A 14,246-nucleotide genomic window follows, 5' to 3' on the forward strand; every position below is an offset into this window, starting at 1 on the left:
AGATTTTATTCAGATGAGGACAATAAATCGCAGCCCTGTACACTTTTAAGCCAATAAGGTGTGGGTTCATATTTCGCCTTAAGAAAATCAACGAAAGCGTTGATCTTCTGTGATCCACGGTGATGTGGTAGGTAAACCGCACTTACGTCCCCGTTCTTGGTATTCGTGGTAACTTCCCAATCCGCCAGCACCTGTTTTAACTGCCCACAGGTTACATCACACCCAACCAGCCAATCTGGTGCCAGAATAAGCCCGCCTCCTAAAAGGGCTGATTGCCGCAAGATTTCGGAATTATTGGCCCGCATATTCCCTTTTACTTTTACAGTGTGCCGCTCACCATCCCGTTCAAAATGCCAGTTTCTGCCGCCAGCCTTGCTGACAAAAGAAATACAGTTATGCCGCTTCAGGTCCTGCGGCTGCTCAGGGATACCATACTGCTGGAAATAGTCTTCAGAGGCACAAAGAATACGTCTATGCCCTGCAAGCCTGCGCGCGATAAGAGACATGGATTCAATTTGCCCAACCCTTATCGCTACATCAATGCGCTCTTCCGCGAGATTAATCACTCGGTTGGATAGGTCCAGTTCAAGCTCAAGATCCGGGTACAGGTCACCAAATTCCTTTAAAAATGGTGCAATATGCACTCTCGCAAACTCAAGCGGCGCGCTTACCCGCAATAACCCCCTTGGCCCGGTGCCTGCATCCATAACGCTGCGGTTCGCCTGATCCAGATCTTCAAGAACACGGCTTACATCAGCCAGATATTTCTCCCCCACATCTGTAAGCGTTACGCTGCGCGTAGAACGATGTAAGAGCTTCACCCCCAAATGCTCTTCGAGATTATTCACCTGACGCGTAACAGAAGATGTTGCCACACCGAGCACCGCGCCAGCTTTCACAAAGCTGCCTTCTTCACCAACAATGACAAACGCCTTCAGGGCTGCAAACTGATCCATACTATGGCTCGCTTTTCATAAACTGCAAAAATCTATTATTGCACAAAACGCAATACAAATATCAAATTATTGCCTATTATAACATTAATAAACCTACCCTATCTAGCAGATATTGATTTGATCCACTCGTCAGAGAGAAAAACAATGTCTGGTAAAAAAGCACAGCAAAAACCGCCGCGTACCGCAGTCCTTATGTTGATGTGGGTGTTTGTAACACCAACCGTTGCACTGCTTGCCAGCACAAATGCTGCGCTGTTTCCTGAAACCTCGATCCTATTCAGGAGCGCGATTTCAGCAGCCGTCATCATTCCATTGATCAGTTTTGTGATCAGCCCGTTAATAGAGACAATCCTGAAACGCACAGAAGATTCTTCTTTGACAAAAACCATTGTGAATCCCCCCAGAATCCGGAGATAGGACATGACTTCAGAAACAACATTTGAAGCAAATACAGATACTTTGTTCACCCCTTTCAAGGCAGGAAGCCTTGAATTGAACCACCGTGTGGTAATGGCACCTCTAACCCGCTCCCGCACCGGAAGTGACCGTGTTCCAACAGATTTAATGCGCGAATATTATGAACAGCGCTCCAGTGCTGCGATGATTATTTCCGAAGCAACCATTATCTCCCCAACAGGGGCGGGGTATGCCTTCACACCGGGTATTTACAACCAGGCGCAAATTGACGGTTGGAAAAACATCACCGGTGCCGTGCAGGCAAACGGTGCGAAGATGATCTCGCAGTTATGGCACTGTGGCCGCATTTCTCACCCTGACCTACAGCCAAACGGGGAAACACCTGTTGCGCCATCGGCCAGCATCCCCGGCGAAGCATCAGGCCAGGCTTTCACCGAAGCTGGTTGGCAACCGTTTGTAGAGCCTCGCGCGCTTACCGAGGATGATATCAAAGCTTTAATCTCGGATTTCCGCCAAGCGGCCGCCAATGCAAAAGCTGCTGGTTTTGATGGTATAGAAATCCACTCAGCGAATGGTTACCTCCTGAACCAGTTCCTGTCTGACGATGTGAATAAGCGTACAGATAGTTATGGCGGCAGCATTGAAAACCGTGCTCGCCTGCTATTTGAAGTACTGGATGCAGTATCAGAAATTTGGCCGCTTGATAAAATTGGTGTTCGTGTTTCGCCTTGGAATACATTCCTTGAGGCAACTCTTTCAGATAACGGTGCGCTTTATGAATATGTCATCACCAAACTGAACGAAAAAGGCATCGCTTACCTTTCTGTTGTTGAGCTAGCGAACGACGATCTGAACCGTCCGAAAGATAAACCTGACCTGCCAGAAAGCATCAACGCTTTTGTACGCCAATATTTTAAAGGCCCAATCTTAACAGCAGGCGGTTTTAAAGCAGAAACTGCAGCGGCAGAGATTGCACTAGGCAACACAGATATGGTTGCGTTTGGCCAACCTTATATCGCCAACCCAGATCTGGTGGAACGTTTCAAAAAAGGCGCCGATCTAAACACACCTGATTTCGATACCTTCTATGGCGGTGATGCAAAAGGATATACGGATTACCCATTCCTCAAATAGAGGAAACCCCACCTCCAGAAAGGGAGCCTCCGGGCTCCCTATTTTTTTAGGGATTGAAGCCCCGGCTTACCGCTCCTACATTAGTTTATAGCGAGGAAACAAAAAAAGCGTAACGGGGCGCGCATGATATCAGCAATATTCGAAGCCTTCTTCTTGGCTACTATCCCTGTGGGAATCTTCAGTTTTTTCCTGCTTGGCTGGGCTCTTAAACAGGGCACGCTCAAGCATTTTGAAACGCGTGAAGAACTAAAAGCCCAAATGGAGCAGATGAAGGAAGAAAAAAAACTGAAAAAAGAAAAAGGTGAAAAAACCGATCACGGCGACTTCTTCATCAACAAATGGATGACATTCGGTGGCGGTTTTTATGGTATCATGGCCTTCTTCACATACGTGGTGATAGAGCTTCAGGAAATTTGGGAATTCATCACAGACCTTAGTAAGATCGCCTATATATTCAGCAATCTTGGGCTTGATCTACTGATCCAGTTTCTTCTCAATTCTCTCTATAATTTCATCGCAGCGATTATATGGTTCATTACCTGGGGCCGCGTTATTGAAGATCATATCGTTATCTGGCTCGCGATGGCTTATCTTGGCTATTATATCGGCTCCAAGCAGGTTTCCCAATATAGCCATCATGTATGGCCTGCTCTTGCACGCTGGCGCGATAGCACCACAGAAAAAGCCAAAGGCGAATGGCAGAAGCTGCAAAATGCCCAAAAAGCTAAACAAAAGACTGAATCTGCCCCCAGTGAGCCGCAAGAAAAATAGTTATGATTAATATCGTTGATATATTTAAAGCAGCGCTTCTTATAGGTGTGCCATTATTTGCCTTCACCTATGCCATACACTGGTGGGCCTTGAAAAAAGGTCACATTACACCTTTCAACCATCACAGCGAAGTAGAACAAGAACTGGAAGAAAATGGCGACAGTAAACCTGGCTGGCTTATGGAAAACTGGGTTACATTTGGTGGTGGTTTTTATGGCACCATGGCCTTTTTTACATACCTGTTCATCGAACTTGGCCAGCTTTATGAAGTGGTTGGAAAGCTATTGAGTAATGGCTTTAGCATTGAATATCTCATCAAGCTTGCCGTGGAAGAATTTGTTGATGCCATCCTTAATCTCGTCAATGCTTTCATCTGGTTTAACTATTGGCCGGATGTATTTGATATGGAATTTCCACTTGGCTGGCTTCTGGTAGCTTACGGCGCATATTGGTTAGCAGTACAAGCTGTTCGAGGGCGTTTCGCCACGAGCAGCTAACCTACCCAAAGAAATCATTCTTTCGGTGTACCCGTTTTGCTTTCCACGCTGACATAAATAAGCAATTGAGTAATTTTACCCGCCTCATCAGCAAGAGGTATATTCACCGAACGACTGGTCCAAAAAGGCTTTGATGGGTGCACTTCCTGTGCATCGGCCAAAACATTGGCTCGCTCTCGGACAGCAAGCTTCGCGGTCTCAATACAGCGGTACCCCACACCACTGGGATGATCCATAACCTTCATGCCAGTGCTTGGGCCAAAAATAGCATCAAGATCACTACCGGATACCCTTAAGACGCCATCTTCTACTTTACCTGATGCATCATATAGCAAATCAATCAGCGCTATCTTCGGTAAATACTTTTGAAAATCTCTCGGCGTAAAATCGGTTCTCGTCGCGAGACGTTGCCCCTCAGTCTTCGCTTGAAAAAATTTCATGATTTCCTGCCCAGCCAAGCTGGCGCGTGGGTCATCCTCTCCTGATGCCAGGCTTACGGAAAAACCACCTACATCACCCGTTATACGAGGAGGCCGATTTTGAAAGTCATCTGAATTCATAGCGCATTTCTATTTAAGGTTAACAAAAATTAACCATGCTAAGAAAGCGCTGTCAAACCTCCTTAAGTAAAAAAATTATAAAAATATCAAATATTTATAATAACTTACGTCAACAACTGCCCAAGATTCAGCATTTCAGCCAGTTACAGGCTTTTTTGGCAACTACGGTACCTTCACTCATATAAACAACACTTAAAAGCGCATTTCACCTGACTTAGCTATTCGAGGTTTGACTTTTAGGCATTTGCCTTCAGATAATAGGAAAACCCCAAGCGCTTTAGGAAACAATTTTGGCTAAACCACAAAAACATCGGGATGCACTCGTCGAAGCTGCGGCTGAATTATTCTGCCGGCAAGGTTTCGCTGCGACAGGCACCAATGCCATTCTGGAAAAATCTGGAGCCCCGAGAGGCAGCCTTTATCACTACTTTCCCGAAGGCAAAGAAGAGATCGGCGCGGCTGCGGTGGAAGCCGCAGGTAAAACACTTACCAACGCCATCAAAAAAATTGGCGAAGAGCTACCAACAGCCGCCGATTTTGTTGTGGAGTATGCCACCCTTCTCTCTGAATGGATGGAACGGTCTGGCTACAGAAACGGGAACCCCATTTCCACGATTGTATTAGAGACCGTACCTCAATCTGAAATGATTACCCCAGTTGCCCACCGTACACATGAAATCTGGATCGAACATGTTTGCGAAATGCTCGCGCGCGAAGGCTGGCCCGAAGAACGGCGTAGGGCTACTTCTCGGCTTATCCTTTCAGCTTTTGAAGGAGCGCTGGTAGCAGCTCGCGCATCCAGAAGCAGTGAACCGCTGATGTCTGTGGCCAGTGAAATGGCAATATTCCTGAAACCAAAAGACCTATAAAAAGCAAAAACACGGAACCCTTTGGCACCGTGTTTATCACTTTTTCCCTCTGTGGGGATTTTTAGCTGTCGAAACTCAGGTTCTTTCCTCTGAATATCTAGCTAGCAGGCTAGAAACTCTTTGTCGTGACCCTTGCGGTAAAATGCCCTTTGTTCGCGATAAACGGATGTTAGTCTTTAAAGGCCCTGTTTAACGCTGCTTTACACTTCTGCCAGAGGGCTATTCTGACATGATTAATTAACAGCCCCTGGCTCACACCTTAGCACATCGGTAAAAACCAGAATCTGGGTAACATTTTTATCTTCTGCATCAGAAAAAGGTACATAAAGGGCTGTTACATCCCAATTTGGCCGTCCGCGGTTAAAAGCTGCCGAACGTGCAACTGTTATCGTGCGTTCCTGAATGCAATATTCTGTAACGCGCTTGAAACGTTCAAGTGCCGCAACACCGTGAAAGTCACTCAACTTTTGCCCGGTACCATCGCCGTAAACGGCAGAAACATCCGTTCCCATAAGCCTGACATGCGCTTCACTAATGACCTGCCCTGCTGAGCCCTCTGTGAATTCACATTCAAGCAACATGAAATATGTAAGATAACTACGCAGTTCAGCAGGATTCAAATCCCGACGCTGATTAAAAGACCGACCAAGCTTCTTGGAATTGAAATAAGCGGCAACGTCTTTTAAATGATTACTGGTATCCGGAGCATGATGATCTGGCCAGAGATGAATTTCATCTTCGGCTGGATCTGCTCCATAAAAGTTTGCCATCGCATCAAAAACCGACACGCTCGTCCCCCTAACGCCCCTACACAAGAATCACCTTGAGTTGAGTGTGTCGGGAAAAGCTTTATAACTTATTAAAATAATACAGCTAACCTACAGAACTTAGAAATCAACAAAGAAATATTAACATAGCTTAATATTTTCAATAAGTTAACTCCACAAAGCAATACCAGGCAGCACGCGAAAACGGTCCTCAACTGCGCAAGGCTCCCCTAAATCTATCACAGGTTTGTATAGCTCTTGCAGGGTTGTAGCCGTGAACATAACCAGCATACCGTGTAAGCCGTCTTTATGTCTTAGAGGATAGTAAGCTTTATCCGTGGTTAGGAAAGTTCCATCAGGATACTCAAGCGCTGTGTGAGAAAACACAGGCTTGGAATGCTTTTCCGCCAATAGCGCATTATCTCGCAGATATTCTTTACAAACCAACAATGGGAATTCAGTGAGCAGTTTACCCGTCATCTCGAACCCGAGCATTGAAACAAGCCCACTGCCCATAAGCCTGAACCGGAAATCTATATCAGATAAACCAGTTCGGACTTCCGGCGGAAATACATCCCATATCATAAGGTTTGGTAGGATTTCTGGAGGAATAGCAGAAGGGTCAAAGCTGCTGCGCTGTATCATGCCCTGTTCTGCTATGCTGGCCAAATAATCGGCAAATTCGAAATGCAGCGAGCTTTCAGGCAGCACACTGGGATCTTCGATTTTGCGTATTATGGCCTCACGGTGCAGCTCAGACGGCATCGTTATCCCCTCAAGAGACGTAACCATGAATTCATTCAAAAACTGGAAATAAGAGGCGGCTACAGGAAAATTTCCCAACCAATAAACCTGTCGCTATCCCGCCATTTTTCACGGCTTCGCTTTTTTGTACATGGCTGAATAGTCTCATTTTTAAGTAGAACTGTCAAATCTACGAGCTTTTCCAAACGAATATACCAGCGAAGTTATTTGACAAAATTATCAATAAACGCCACCATTGCGGCACCTTGGGAAAGATGGAGGGCACCATGGCTGATGAACGAAAATATAAAACTTTTGAAGAGTTTTATCCCTTTTACCTCTCAGAGCACAGTTTAGCTGCTGATCGCTTTATGCATTATATCGGCACCACAATTGTGATTGGCCTTGTAGTTAGTGCTATCATCACCGGGAAATACTGGCTGATTGCCGCAACACCTGTGGCTGGGTATGCGTTTGCCTGGTTCGGGCATTTCGTGATTGAAAAGAACCGCCCTGCTACCTTCACATATCCATTCTGGAGTTTGATGGGCGATTTCAAAATGTATTTTCAGGCCCTCACAGGCACATTGCCTCGTGAGCATTTTGTAACGAAGAGGGATACTTCTTCACCGGAAATGAAAACTGCAGAATAAATAGATTCCAACCGAATACAAAAAAAGCTGAGCATCGGTGCTCAGCTTTTTTATTGGGCAATTATTTATAGCTTAATTCCAGCTCATCAAACTCACATGGAAATGCCGCATCAGATTAACATGTAGTGTTTCGCCACTGCTGGCATATTTACGGTAGAGTATGGCTTCTCGGGCAATTGCGAACGTTTCAAGAAACGCCCCCACAATGCAGTTTACATCATATTTAGCGAGAACATCATCATGCTTTTTAAGATGCTCTGCATACCTGCCTAGCGCCTCTTCTAACCGCTGATTAAAGCCCGTGTATATACCCGCCGGAGAAGTTTTTGCAGCGATATCAAGCGCCCGGATAACACCTCCACGCTCAGTACAAAGGCGCATTAACAAACTTACCATTATCTGGGCGGCGTTCGGCAGCAAACCACGGCATAACTCAAGTTCATGAAGCAAGCTATCAACCGTCAACTCACATTCTTGCCCTAACCTGCCGTCAAGGCAGTGCAGAAGTGCTTCTTTATCCTGAAATCGGTTGTAGAATGAACCAACAGACGCATCGGCTTCTTTTACAATACTTTGTACAGAAACTTCATGCCAGTGGCCATCATCAAGCAGTTGCTCGGCTGCATCCAGAAAACGGAAAAATGTTTTTTCAGATCTGTTTTGTGCTGGCTCGTTAACCCACTCACCATATAGCCAAGCACCATCCCCATTGCGTTCAAAAGCCGCAGAGTGTGCACCCATTTCTTAATTCCCAAATTAAGTTGCCCCAAACGGTAGCAGCAGTGGTCGCTAAGCTCCCAATGACCATACTTGCAGGATACTGTGTACCCAACCTGCAAACGACCACTGCCTACTCTAAACTCACTCAAAACATCTCTCGTGCAGAAGAATTTAATATCACCACACGATCGACTTCATGCCAAAACACAGCAGATAACATGTTGGTGGGGGCGCTGTGTAAATAGCAAAACCACACACCATGCAGCGACCACACCATCTCTCACCAAAACACCCTTTAATTGAGCATTAGCCAATTCCAAGAAGCGCTGTGAGATCTTGTATTTGTATAAAATAGAATTTAAATTCTAATTTCAAGAAAAAAAACATAAAAATCATAACCAATTGTTATTTATCTATTTATTGACGAAGCTATTTTTGAATTAATGCCGCGCTACGCGGTTCTGCCGGAGAAATCGGCAGTAGCAACACAGCACAAATCAGATCACGCAAAAATTGCGCTCACACTGACGTACACGTTTTGTGAAAAATGGCGAAAACCCAGATGATTAATTCATCACCTTGGCAAGCAAACCGTCTTTAAAGGCCCGTCCAATTGGGATAGAGCCACTGGCAGTAAACAACTGGTTACCGGAAATACGCTCCACATAATCCATATTCACGATATGTGATTTATGAACCCGCACAAATTTTTCCTGCGGCAGGCGATCAGCCCAACTTTGAAGTGTTCCGAGAATATAGTGCCTAGCATCAGCAGTATTGATATGCAGGAAGTTCCCGTCCGACGCTATGTGAACAAGCTTATCCAGATCAAGTCGCAGATAATCACCATCCACCTTGATAAACAGGGATTTTATTTCTTCCTGTGGCGGCGCCTGAACATCCTTCTCATCCGGCAGGCGGTTAAGCGCTTCTTCAAACCGGTCGAAGGAAAAAGGTTTTAAAAGATAATCAACCACCGCAAGTTCAAAGCCCTCCACAGCATGCTCAGAATATGCGGTGGTTACGATAACATGTGGTGGGTTATCCAGCGATTTAAGAAAAGAAAAACCATCCATTTTGGGCAAGTGAATATCCAGAAACAGTACATCTATCTTATCTGTACTTAGCACCACGGAAGCTTCAGCAGCACTGGAACAGGTAGCGATCAACTTAAGCCCATCAAGACGGGTGATATAGTTTTTAAGCACGCGCTGTGCTGGCAACTGATCTTCAAGGACAAGACAACGAAGCTTAGTCACGACCTGCCCCTTTTGTCTTCAACGGCATTTCCAGCTCAAGCACATAAACATCGCCATTCCTACCGTGGGTAAGAGAAAACTCTCCACCACTTAAAAGCTCAAGCCTGCGGCGCACATTCGCAATACCCACACCTTTTTCCTTTACCCCTTCATTTTCCGTACGGTGGTCTTCATCAAAGCTATTCTCTGTTTTCAAGCAAAGCTTATCTGCTCCCGCCTTAATAGAAATACGAATTTCGATCCCTTTGTCCTGAGTATCAAAACTGTGCTTGAAACAGTTTTCCACAAGGGTGATAAGCACGAACGGCAGGATAAATTTCCCCTGTGTGTCGCCTTCAATATGCAGATCAATAAACCCTCTGCCTTCAAGACCCATTTCCTGAATAGCGATGTAGTTATTGATAGAGACCAATTCCCGTTCAAGCGGCACTAAATCCTCGCTGCATTCATAAAGCGTGTAGCGCAGCAAATCCGAAAGCTTCAAAAGCATATCCGGGGCTTTGCCCGTATCTGTCAGTGAATGGGAATAAATGTTATTCAACGCGTTAAAAAGAATATGCGGATTAATCTGAGACCTAAGAAATTTCAGCTCACTTTCCATCTTTTCGCTATGCGCCGCCACCAAGTTTTCCTGTGCTTCCTTTGAATCCCACGCCAGCTTGATAAAGGTCATCACCGCAATCATTGGCATGGTTTCAATGGCCATATAAATCACCCCAGTGACAGACCACGGATCTGCCCCTCGGGTATAGGGAAAGAAAAACGGTTCAATCACCCCTTCTTCAAAACTTCCAAACACCGCAAAGGCCAACACCGCAGACAAGGTAAAGAGCGCATATTCGCCCTTATAAAAGAACCGGGGCAACAACACGTAAAGCAACAGCACAGCTAAAAGGCCACGGAAAACCATATAAACAGCCTCACCCACATGCAGATGTGGTTGCTCATGAGAGAAGACAATAAGCAGCAGGGTAGAAAGCCAAACCAGCCCGATAATATATGTATCTGTTTTCCAGTTTTTAGGGATAAGCCGCAGCAAACCAAGTTCCTTTTCTAATTCCCTGACAAACTATTTGAACGAAAGATTATTTAACAGGCAAAGAATGATATCCGCACTCCATTGTGGATAAACAACAGTAAAGAAATGACCAACAACTTTTCATCCAGTGAAAGCCTCCGTTTGTCCCTTAGATACTGTCGGTGATCAAAGCATACCTTCTCTTCACAGCCCAAGCGTGCTTCTTCACTGTTGCTGGTGCAGTAACCAATCAGCATCGGAGAGGATATCTGAACAAAGATAGAAATATTCTGTGTAGCAATCACTGGTGGGAAGTAAACGTGCCCAAACACGATCTGCAACTCCTGTCAGTGGTGAACCAGTAGCGAGTTAAGTTACCAGATGGCGTTTGCACTTTGCCGTTTCTGTTTTTGTTCAAAAGGATACCGATCTGAAATGTGATGATTTGCATGCTTTAACCCGTTCCCTCAATGGGGCTCGCAGACATCGCTTGTGGGGACAAGAGGAAACTGAAGGGATACTGCACCAGTTCCATCTATGGGAAACGTAGAAAGCAGAACACGACAAGCGAGGATACCATGGCGCGCGCTTCCACTAAACGCGGTTTCACCTTTAAAGATTTTCTGGTGAAGCTGCATCTTTATCTGGGTTTAACTCTAGGCCTTTTATTTGCTCTTCTCGGACTAACCGGCTCTATGCTGGCTTTCGATGATGAAATCGTGCGCCTGATGAATTCAGATAAACTTACATCGGTTGAACAAGACCATATGCTAAGCCTTGAGGAAGCAACCCTTCTTATGCAGAACTGGGCAGAAACTCACGATACCAAGGGTGAGCTAGCCGACATTCAGCCTCCTACTGGCAGTGACGGTGTTTATAGCTTCAATTACCGCGAAGGCCGACGGAATGTTGGTGCCTATAAAATGGATGCTTATTCAGGTGAAATTCTGGGTGAATTCCGTTTTACAGATACCTTTATGTTCACCGTGATGCAGTTCCACGAAAAATTCCTCGCGGGCGGCACTGGAAAAACCATCACAGGCATCACGGCAGGGACCGCCTTTTTCATTCTACTATCTGGCTATATTCTGTGGTGGCCTAAAAAACGCCGCTTCAAGCAGGCCTTTAAAATCAAATGGAACGCCAATACCATGCGTGTGCTTTTTGACAGCCACAAAGCTTTTGGCTCTGCACTTGGGCTTGTAATGATCGTAAGCGCTTTCACCGGCTTTACCATGGCTTTCCCTGAAGTATTCGAAGCACCAATCTCGGCTTTTTCTGAGCGCACACAATTTCAAGGACCATTCGAATCCAAAGACAGTGGCGGCGAACCACTTTCTCTCTCGGCACTGGTAATGTTGGTGAATGAACGCTACAGCGGCGGCACCATTACAGATATTCGTCTACCAAAAGAGAGAACAGCAACCTACCGCCTTGAACTGAAACACGACGGGGATATTCACGAAGACGGTGATACTATTTTGTTGCTTGATCAATATACCGGGGCAGAGCTTATCAACTGGTCACCTTCACAAATGACGGCGGCTGATAGTTTCTTTAACTGGATGCGCCCGCTGCATGAAGCACAGGCTTTTGGCCTTATCCACCAAATACTGTTTGCCATCGCAGGCCTGCTTCCACCGTTTTTATATGTAACAGGTGTGTGGATGTGGCTGAAAAAACGCAAGCTGAACCGCAAACCAAAACGTGCCGCCACGGCAGCAGCATAAATAAAAGTGAAGGCGCAGGCCGCAGGTTCCCGCGCCTTCATATCACCTTCCCTTTAGGTGATATTTTTCGCAAGCTTGATTGAACGCTCTACCGCTTCTTGCTCATCCCCCTTAGGGTCAGCTGTCAGGAGAGATGGCTGGAAACGGTTCACGCGGATGTTCGTGATACCTACCAAATCAAACCACCAGCTTAGGTAAGTTGAGTGGAAATCCTGCCCATACTGGGAAGGAACACCCGGCCCAAAAACGCCAGCTGTGTAGAAAGCGGCTGCGCGCTTATTTTCTAAAAGGCCGAAGTAACCATCTTCTGGTGTGAAACCAAACAACAGACCCGGCTGGGTAATAATATCCAGATACTGTTTCAGCTTATAAGGCACACCGCCATTCCACATTGGCACCGCGAATACATATTCATCAGCCTCAATAAACTGGTTAGTGATTTTCACGATTTCATCCCAGGCGTTCTCAAGTCCGCTATCCAGTTCACCGACACCGAAAAAGGTCATTTTCGCAGCGGCTTTATCACCATCAAATTCCGGCAAGTTCGCTTGCCACAGATCAAGCCTTACCAGCTCAATTGACGGATCATCCGCCAAGCGCTGGTTTACATATGCTTCAGCAATTTTAGCGCTGTGCGATGTTTCCCTGCGCGGGGAGGCATTCACATAAAGAAGTTTGGTCATGGTTCTATCACTTTCATACATGGTTTACACAAGTAACCTTTAAAAATACTTTTTGACAGTTATTAATTGAATAGTAACTTGTCAAGAACCACTTAAGAGGTTACTCATCACAGGTAAGTGACCAACAGGAGAACCCCTTGGCGACAGACGAAAGACCAGATGCATTTTTTGTGGCGGAACACACAGCGCTTGATTTTCTCAACACCCGCTGCGCCCCTTCCGGCACTGAGTTTGACTGGCTATCCAGTGGGGAAGACATTATGAACTGGCTTATGCAGGCTGGCCTGCTGACCGATGAAGAATACGCATATGTGAAGAAGGCCTTCTCAAAAGCCGTTCTTGATAAAGCCGCAAAAACTGCGCGCAACCTGCGTGAATGGCTGCGCGACTATCTGGGACGTTATAAAGAAAATGGTGTTCATTTTACGGATACTGATACTCAACTTGAGCCTCTGAACGATATTTTGGCACTACCCGTTAAATATCAACACCAATTAACCAGTTCAGGGGAACAGGGTGCACTTTCCCTTGCTCGCAACCGCCAGATCGAAACAGCAGACAGCCTTCTGGTACCGATCGCAGAAGCCGTTGCAGACCTACTCATTGATGAACACCTGGAACTTATCAGGAACTGTGAAGGCCCGGCCTGCCCACTTTGGTTCTACGACCGCACTAAAAACCACCAGCGCCGTTGGTGTGTTATGGAAATTTGCGGTAACCGCGCCAAAGCCGCTGCTTACCGTGCCCGAAAAAAAGCACAAGCCGAAGCTTAATTGCCATTCGCCAAGCGCCATAAAAGTTCGAAATATGCTTTACCGCTAGTGCGCAGGTCATCCTTCGCACCTGCTGATAACCACCGCAAGATTACGCGGGAAGCCGCACCTGAACTGATATCCTGTAATAATGTCAGATCAAGCGTGTCAGGCAGTTCACCAGCCGCTCGGGCTTCCTTAAGCACATCTTCGTACAAATCCTGAAATTCAGCCTGTGCGACAGACGCACGGTTCACCCAGAAAATGGGCGGCAGGTTCATAAACACAAGCTTCGCTATCACCGGGCGTTCTGCGTAAAATTCAAACTGGGTTGAAGCCAGTGCGGAAAGCTTGGCCTTCAGCCCCACCGCTGTTCTTGATCGCTCCTTCGCAAGTGCTGTAAGTTCCACCATATCCGGCTCGATACAGGCAAGCAGCAGCTCTTCCTTGTTGCCGTAATATTTATAAACCGTTTGAGGGCTTACCTTCGCACGTTTGCAGATATCCCTGATCCCCACGCGGTGGAACTCATCCTCACTGAACAGCGCAAGAATAGTTGCCCGCAAGCTCTCCAGAGCCTCCGGTTTAATTTTACGCTTATCTGATTTCAGTGTTTGTTCCAAAAACAGCTCCTGTTTCACCCTCTTTCTTTATCAGCACAAGCCGCAGAAAACAGGATTTTCTTGCTATCTATCATCTTTTGCTTATTATCGGAA

General features: G+C 46.1%; 18 protein-coding genes. 7 read left to right on the forward strand and 11 right to left on the reverse strand.

Annotated elements, in window-relative coordinates:
• Window positions 1-5: 5 nt before the first annotated feature.
• Together MF542_RS01350 and MF542_RS01355 are read right to left on the reverse strand one after the other, a co-directional pair.
• Window positions 6-956 carry a LysR family transcriptional regulator gene (locus MF542_RS01350; protein ID WP_247015152.1) on the reverse strand — a complete coding sequence of 317 codons (951 nt, stop codon included), beginning with the start codon at window positions 954-956 and terminating at the stop codon, window positions 6-8.
• Between the two features lie 98 nt (window positions 957-1,054).
• Window positions 1,055-1,345: a hypothetical protein gene (locus tag MF542_RS01355; RefSeq protein WP_247015154.1), complete on the reverse strand. Its 291-nt coding sequence runs from the start codon at window positions 1,343-1,345 to the stop codon at window positions 1,055-1,057.
• Between the two features lie 31 nt (window positions 1,346-1,376).
• Between MF542_RS01355 and MF542_RS01360 the strand changes: the two genes are divergently transcribed.
• The 3 genes from MF542_RS01360 to MF542_RS01370 all read left to right on the forward strand — a co-directional run bounded on the left by MF542_RS01360 (window position 1,377) and on the right by MF542_RS01370 (window position 3,775).
• On the forward strand, window positions 1,377-2,507 hold the full coding sequence (locus MF542_RS01360; protein WP_247015156.1) for an alkene reductase: 1,131 nt from the start codon (window positions 1,377-1,379) through the stop codon (window positions 2,505-2,507).
• A 123-nt stretch (window positions 2,508-2,630) separates the two neighbouring features.
• The gene (locus tag MF542_RS01365) at window positions 2,631-3,278 is read left to right on the forward strand and encodes a hypothetical protein (protein ID WP_247015159.1); all 648 of its coding nucleotides are present in this window, start codon (window positions 2,631-2,633) and stop codon (window positions 3,276-3,278) included.
• A gap of 2 nt (window positions 3,279-3,280) precedes the next feature.
• Window positions 3,281-3,775 (forward strand): hypothetical protein, encoded by a 495-nt coding sequence (locus MF542_RS01370; protein ID WP_247015161.1) that lies wholly within the window; start codon window positions 3,281-3,283, stop codon window positions 3,773-3,775.
• Between the two features lie 14 nt (window positions 3,776-3,789).
• Here MF542_RS01370 and MF542_RS01375 read toward each other — a convergent pair whose 3' ends face one another.
• Window positions 3,790-4,335 carry a hypothetical protein gene (locus MF542_RS01375; RefSeq protein ID WP_247015163.1) on the reverse strand — a complete coding sequence of 182 codons (546 nt, stop codon included), beginning with the start codon at window positions 4,333-4,335 and terminating at the stop codon, window positions 3,790-3,792.
• Window positions 4,336-4,625: 290 nt separating this feature from the next.
• Here MF542_RS01375 and MF542_RS01380 point away from each other — a divergent pair, with 290 nt between their 5' ends.
• Window positions 4,626-5,204 carry a TetR/AcrR family transcriptional regulator gene (locus MF542_RS01380; protein WP_247015166.1) on the forward strand — a complete coding sequence of 193 codons (579 nt, stop codon included), beginning with the start codon at window positions 4,626-4,628 and terminating at the stop codon, window positions 5,202-5,204.
• 233 nt (window positions 5,205-5,437) lie between these two features.
• Here the strand turns inward: MF542_RS01380 and MF542_RS01385 are convergent, their stop codons facing one another.
• Window positions 5,438-5,992: a PAS domain-containing protein gene (locus tag MF542_RS01385; protein WP_247015168.1), complete on the reverse strand. Its 555-nt coding sequence runs from the start codon at window positions 5,990-5,992 to the stop codon at window positions 5,438-5,440.
• 147 nt (window positions 5,993-6,139) lie between these two features.
• Entirely contained in the window at window positions 6,140-6,736 is a 597-nt protein-coding gene (locus MF542_RS01390) for a PAS domain-containing protein (RefSeq protein ID WP_247015170.1), read from the reverse strand.
• Between the two features lie 266 nt (window positions 6,737-7,002).
• On the opposite strand from MF542_RS01390, the gene MF542_RS01395 reads away from it, so the two are divergent.
• Window positions 7,003-7,368 (forward strand): Mpo1-like protein, encoded by a 366-nt coding sequence (locus tag MF542_RS01395; protein ID WP_247015172.1) that lies wholly within the window; start codon window positions 7,003-7,005, stop codon window positions 7,366-7,368.
• A gap of 72 nt (window positions 7,369-7,440) precedes the next feature.
• On the opposite strand, the gene MF542_RS01400 is transcribed toward MF542_RS01395, so the two are convergent.
• The 4 genes from MF542_RS01400 to MF542_RS01415 all read right to left on the reverse strand — a co-directional run bounded on the left by MF542_RS01400 (window position 7,441) and on the right by MF542_RS01415 (window position 10,697).
• Complete coding sequence (locus tag MF542_RS01400) at window positions 7,441-8,109, reverse strand: TetR/AcrR family transcriptional regulator (RefSeq protein ID WP_247015174.1); 669 nt, start codon at window positions 8,107-8,109, stop codon at window positions 7,441-7,443.
• A gap of 545 nt (window positions 8,110-8,654) precedes the next feature.
• Window positions 8,655-9,347 (reverse strand): LytR/AlgR family response regulator transcription factor, encoded by a 693-nt coding sequence (locus tag MF542_RS17745; protein ID WP_247015175.1) that lies wholly within the window; start codon window positions 9,345-9,347, stop codon window positions 8,655-8,657.
• Entirely contained in the window at window positions 9,340-10,386 is a 1,047-nt protein-coding gene (locus MF542_RS01410) for a sensor histidine kinase (RefSeq protein ID WP_247015177.1), read from the reverse strand. Before MF542_RS01410 ends, MF542_RS17745 begins: the two co-directional genes overlap by 8 nt.
• Before the next feature lie 50 nt (window positions 10,387-10,436).
• Window positions 10,437-10,697 (reverse strand): hypothetical protein, encoded by a 261-nt coding sequence (locus tag MF542_RS01415; protein ID WP_247015179.1) that lies wholly within the window; start codon window positions 10,695-10,697, stop codon window positions 10,437-10,439.
• A 246-nt stretch (window positions 10,698-10,943) separates the two neighbouring features.
• Here MF542_RS01415 and MF542_RS01420 point away from each other — a divergent pair, with 246 nt between their 5' ends.
• Complete coding sequence (locus tag MF542_RS01420; RefSeq protein WP_247015181.1) at window positions 10,944-12,095, forward strand: PepSY-associated TM helix domain-containing protein; 1,152 nt, start codon at window positions 10,944-10,946, stop codon at window positions 12,093-12,095.
• A 53-nt stretch (window positions 12,096-12,148) separates the two neighbouring features.
• Here the strand turns inward: MF542_RS01420 and MF542_RS01425 are convergent, their stop codons facing one another.
• Complete coding sequence (locus tag MF542_RS01425) at window positions 12,149-12,778, reverse strand: FMN-dependent NADH-azoreductase (RefSeq protein WP_247015183.1); 630 nt, start codon at window positions 12,776-12,778, stop codon at window positions 12,149-12,151.
• Window positions 12,779-12,915: 137 nt separating this feature from the next.
• Here MF542_RS01425 and MF542_RS01430 point away from each other — a divergent pair, with 137 nt between their 5' ends.
• On the forward strand, window positions 12,916-13,551 hold the full coding sequence (locus tag MF542_RS01430; RefSeq protein ID WP_247015185.1) for a CGNR zinc finger domain-containing protein: 636 nt from the start codon (window positions 12,916-12,918) through the stop codon (window positions 13,549-13,551).
• On the opposite strand, the gene MF542_RS01435 is transcribed toward MF542_RS01430, so the two are convergent.
• Window positions 13,548-14,153, reverse strand: coding sequence for a TetR/AcrR family transcriptional regulator (locus tag MF542_RS01435; RefSeq protein ID WP_247015187.1), 606 nt, complete (start codon window positions 14,151-14,153; stop codon window positions 13,548-13,550). The two genes, MF542_RS01430 and MF542_RS01435, sit on opposite strands and share 4 nt — an antisense overlap.
• Window positions 14,154-14,246 lie beyond the last annotated feature (93 nt).

The organism is Kordiimonas laminariae (assembly GCF_023008165.1).
Lineage (GTDB): Bacteria > Pseudomonadota > Alphaproteobacteria > Sphingomonadales > Kordiimonadaceae > Kordiimonas > Kordiimonas laminariae.